The sequence below is a fragment of the Ligilactobacillus acidipiscis DSM 15836 genome, from assembly GCF_001435755.1.
Classification (GTDB): Bacteria; Bacillota; Bacilli; order Lactobacillales; family Lactobacillaceae; genus Ligilactobacillus; species Ligilactobacillus acidipiscis.
The window spans coordinates 1-3694 of sequence record NZ_AZFI01000185.1; the positions used below are offsets into that span (position 1 = coordinate 1).

Sequence of the window (3694 nt, forward strand, 5' to 3'; positions counted from 1 at the left end):
CAAGTGTTGCACTTCAATTTTAAATCGGGGTGATATATAGAAACTTACAGATAAATTGTTAAACACTGAAAATTTCTATTTGAAAATCATATCAAAATGTATCAAAATCAAAAACAACCTCTGATCTCCTAGCAATAAAGGGTTTTTAGTTAAATTTTATCATAGGCCATATAGTTTCGATCTGCACATCAAATTAATTTCTTATCAGTTTTATTAAAGCTATTCAAGCCACTATACAAATTTGGCTTTTAGCGTAGCCACTTTTACACAGCAATTGTTACATACTTATTTATAGTTAAGCCATCCATACCAGCTGCTAAATATATTGCATGGATACTATTAAGCTATTTAAGCGGTGCTCAATTATTATCAAACCCTTATTTATTGTACACTTAGCATGCATAATTATATCTACCAGCCGTAAAACAGTTAGAACATAAACTCTAAACCAGACTACTAAGAAACGATAATTTCTACTGACCAGTCATTGTAATAATTTTTTACCAATTTCCTTTAGTTGATTTTTTTGACTATTCGACTAATTAGAATAGCTAGAACTTCGCCAGAAAAAAACAATCATTAAACTTTATTGGCCAGCTTTTGTACTGAAACAAAAAATATAACGTTTATAATAAAAAGTGTCCGGAAATAGAATCAAACATTATTAACTATTGCCAGCTCTCCAAATTTTCATTATGATTAGACTAATTATGTTTAAAAGTGATCTACCATGACCTATATACCAACTTAACGTCTAAGTTTAAAGAGGTAAAAATAATGATAATTTTTTCTACACGACAAAAACAAATCTTACTAACGTTACTAAGCGAGACAAACGGGATATCGCTAACGGAAATGGAAAAACAATTACACGTCAGCCGTCGCACACTTTACCGCGAATTTTCAAACATTCGTTTATTCCTAGAACAAAATGATTTGATCCTCACTAGTCAAAATGGAAATTACATTTTAGAAGGAAAAAACAGCAGTAAGCAAAAATTAAAAGTCTCTCTCATTGGACAAAATTCAGCCTATGATATGCCAACTTCTCAAAGGCAAAATGCTGTAGCCGCCAGCTTATTGCTGAATAGCGAAAACACCAAGATCTCTAGTATTGCATATAATCTTGATGTTAGTGAAGGCACGATCCAACATGACCTGCTGACACTATCTGATTCTTTGGCTGAATATAATTTAACCGTTGAAAAAAAGAAAGGAGTCGGCGTTCAGATCACCGGAGATGAGTTGAAAAGACGCCAAGTACTCTGCGGTATTTTACTGACTGAAATTAATGAATATTCATTTTTACGTTACTTAAATGAACGTGACGATTCCGTCGCTAATTTCTTTATGACCTTGCTGCCATACGAGTTATTGTCCGAAGTTAGTCGTCAATTAGCTCACCATATCTTTCCGCAAATTAATTTTTATTCTGACAGACAGATCATCAGCACTGTCTTAATGTTTGCAATTGCAATTTTTCGTTTCGACAATAATGCTGCGATCACTCGTTCTGTCACAAAGACTAAAGAACTCGAATATTTAGCCGTTACGTATAAATTCTTTGCTAATTTTCATTGGGAAAAAGTTGGAAATGAAAAACAAATTACTAAAGAAGAAGTAATTTCCCTAGCGCAACACATCCAAAACGCAACAGCCAATGTTAATTCATTCGATTTTGATGTCAATGACTTTTCAGTGATGGTTCAAGTTAGAGAATTAGTTGAATTGGTTTCCACTACTTACGGCTGGGATTTTCGCAGAAATCCAGATTTTTTCAAACGTTTGTCAAAACATATTGAAAACTTGATCAAAAACGACCAACAACAATTACCCAATGTTCAAATTGACACTTTGCAACGTGTCAGTGATAAATATACGCGTTTATTTGCCACGATCCGTTCAAAATGGAAAGAAGTTTTTCCAGGTAAAGAACTGACTCAACCTGAGTTACAACTGCTTTTGTTATATTTTGCCAACGAATATACTAATCGAACTTATCAACGTGAATTACGGGCACTCGTCATCTGTGAAAATGGTTTTTCAACTTCACAGATCTTAAAAAGTCGTTTGATACGCGAAGTACCTGAAATTCAAAAAATCGATACTACAAAAGTCAGCGATCTATCTCAAATAGAACCAAAAAATTATGACATTATTCTTTCGACTATCGATCTCCCAGGTTTTCCAAGAGATTACCAAGTTGTCAGTCCGCTTTTATTGGAAAACGATGTTAACAAGGTTCGTAATTGGCTGCAAACATATCAAAAGAAATACTCAGCCATCCAAGAAGAACCGGTGCCTACAGGAAATAAATCGCTAATTTCTCCAAAAGTTTTGTTGCAAAAGGAAAGTGAGATCCACTTGTACAATCAGATCGTTCAAGCTTTCCGAGTCAAACAGATCACTAATAACGAAGAATCTTTAGAAAGTATCACAAGTCAGATCATCACCGAAATTCCCACAGGTTTTATTTCCGACACAAAAGATGTTATTGCTGGACTGCTCCAAAGGATCCAACTTGCTCCAATCGGCATTCCAGATACTAACTTAGCGATCCTTCATACCAGTACCGCAGGGGTAAAAAAACCATTCTGCTCAATTTTTGAATTAAAAAAGCCGTTTACGATGAAAGCAATGGATTAAGAAAAGATCTCCGTTAAACGTATGGTCGTATTATTAGCTCCTTATGATCTTGACGAACTGACCGAAAGTACCTTAGGGATGATCAGCAGCTTGATCATCATGAACGATGACAACACTGCCCTCTTTGAACACGGGAAAACTAGTAAATTACGCTCGTTTTTGACTGAAAAATTCTTAGAAGCGATCAGAAAATAAGCCCTCCCTACATTAGTTCCAATACAAAAAGGCCCCGCAATACTTCACACTGTGAAATATATGCGGGACCTTATTTTTAATTTAACATATTTTATTTTTTACTTAGTTTAGAAGCAGCTGCTTCGTCGATCAAAACAACAACATCGGGATGTTTTTGCAAAATACTTGCAGGAGCATCTTCTGTCACAGGTCCTTCGATCATCTTAGCAACAGCGTCAGCCTTTTCTGCACCGAATGCTTCAAGTATGATTTTCTTTGACTTCATAATTGAACCGATTCCCATTGAATAAGCTTGCTTTGGAACATCTTCAACATGCTCAAAGAAACGTGCATTTGCTTCAATAGTCGAATCAGTTAAATCAGCAACGTGGGTTTCCAAGTCAAATGATGTTCCTGGTTCGTTAAAGCCGATGTGGGCGTTACGACCAATCCCTAATAATTGTAAATCGATTGGATTATCATCAATGACCTTATTGTAGCGCTTGGTTTCTTCTTCTGGATCTTCTGCTAAACCGTCTGGCAAATATGATTTCTTAAATGGTTTCTTGGAGAAAAGATGTTCATTCATAAAATATTTGTAACTCTGATCATTATCTGGACTAATACCTACATATTCATCCAAGTTAATTGAGGTACAGTCTGAAAAATCTAAATCACTTTTGACAATTTCCTCATAAGTTGTAACTGGTGTGGAGCCTGTAGCCAAACCAAAAACTTTAGCACCATTTTGAATAGCTTCCTTAAATACCTTGTAACCTTCAACGCCTGCTTCTTGCTGGTTCTTTTTAATAATAACTTTCATTGCTGAAACCCTCCGTCTCTGTTTTATTGGTATAGTCCAATTATAATTGAT

General features: G+C 35.2%; 3 protein-coding genes. 2 read left to right on the plus strand and 1 reads right to left on the minus strand.

Features of this window, described 5'->3' with window-relative positions:
- Positions 1–777: 777 nt before the first annotated feature.
- Both FC65_RS09500 and FC65_RS11905 read left to right on the plus strand, forming a co-directional pair.
- A complete protein-coding gene (locus FC65_RS09500) occupies positions 778–2646 on the plus strand; it encodes a BglG family transcription antiterminator (RefSeq protein WP_056972489.1) in 1869 nt (622 codons plus the stop codon).
- A gap of 21 nt (positions 2647–2667) precedes the next feature.
- Entirely contained in the window at positions 2668–2841 is a 174-nt protein-coding gene (locus tag FC65_RS11905) for a hypothetical protein (RefSeq protein ID WP_156408620.1), read from the plus strand.
- 91 nt (positions 2842–2932) lie between these two features.
- Here FC65_RS11905 and FC65_RS09505 read toward each other — a convergent pair whose 3' ends face one another.
- Entirely contained in the window at positions 2933–3643 is a 711-nt protein-coding gene (locus tag FC65_RS09505) for a glucosamine-6-phosphate deaminase (protein ID WP_056972490.1), read from the minus strand.
- Positions 3644–3694: the final 51 nt, after the last annotated feature.